Origin of the sequence: Micrococcus sp. HSID17227, assembly GCF_003989405.1 — a bacterium.
GTDB lineage: Bacteria > Actinomycetota > Actinomycetes > Actinomycetales > Micrococcaceae > Micrococcus > Micrococcus luteus.
Genome location: NZ_RBLN01000465.1, coordinates 1 through 799, shown reverse-complemented (window position 1 = coordinate 799; position 799 = coordinate 1). Strand labels below are relative to the sequence as shown.

General features: G+C 75.5%; 2 protein-coding genes. Both read right to left on the bottom strand.

Translation table 11 applies throughout. The features are described from left to right. Positions 1 to 387, bottom strand: a 387-nt coding sequence (locus D8M29_RS12670; protein WP_148111633.1) for a DEAD/DEAH box helicase, incomplete at its 3' end; no start/stop codon positions are given. A gap of 251 nt (positions 388 to 638) precedes the next feature. Beyond that, entirely contained in the window at positions 639 to 785 is a 147-nt protein-coding gene (locus D8M29_RS13705) for a hypothetical protein (RefSeq protein ID WP_255420507.1), read from the bottom strand. Positions 786 to 799 lie beyond the last annotated feature (14 nt).

Sequence of the window (799 nt, the reverse complement as noted above, 5' to 3'; positions counted from 1 at the left end):
CTCGCGCGTCGGGGCGACGATCAGGGCCTGCGGGGCGCCCGCGGTGCCCTTGGCCTCGAGGCCGCCCCAACCGGGCTCACCCGGGCCGATGGCGCGCTGCAGCGCGGGGATGCCGAAGCCGAGGGTCTTGCCCGTGCCGGTCTTGGCCTGGCCGATGATGTCGTGGCCGCCGAGGGCGACCGGCAGGGTCATGGCCTGGATGGGGAAGGGGTGGACGATGCCCTTGGCCTCCAGGGCCTCGACGATCTTGGGGTGCACCCCGAAGTCGGCGAAGGTCTGCTCGGGGGCCACGGGGGCGGCGTCCTCGGTGACGATGTCCTCCGCGATCTCCGCGACCGTCGGGTCGACGTCGGCGGGGGCGGGGGTGTGCTCGGAGTTCTGGGTCATGGCGACTCGCGTTCCTGGTCGGGCGTCGTCACGGCGGGCGGAAGGCCCGGCTCCGCCGTGCGCGCGGTTCAAGCGGAAGCCGATCGCGAGGCAAGCACGCGGAGCGGCCGACGGGCGGCGCCCCGTGGAACCGGGCCGGGCGCGCCGTGCGAGGCGGGCCGTGCCGGATCCGGCAGGTCATGGTGCCGTCCCGGGCGTCAGGGGCGCGGGCGGCGGGTCAGGGTGATCAGAGAGCGACCGGTCATCCTGGGTCAGCGTGAGCTGTGCGACCAGTCTACCCCCGCGGCCGTGATCGCACCCGAGGCGCGGTCCACGCCCTCGATCCGCACGCGCACCCGGGTGCCCGCCGGGACGCTGCCCGGCACCCGCAGGCTCACGGCCGGGTCGAGCAGCCACACCTCCGTGCCGTCCT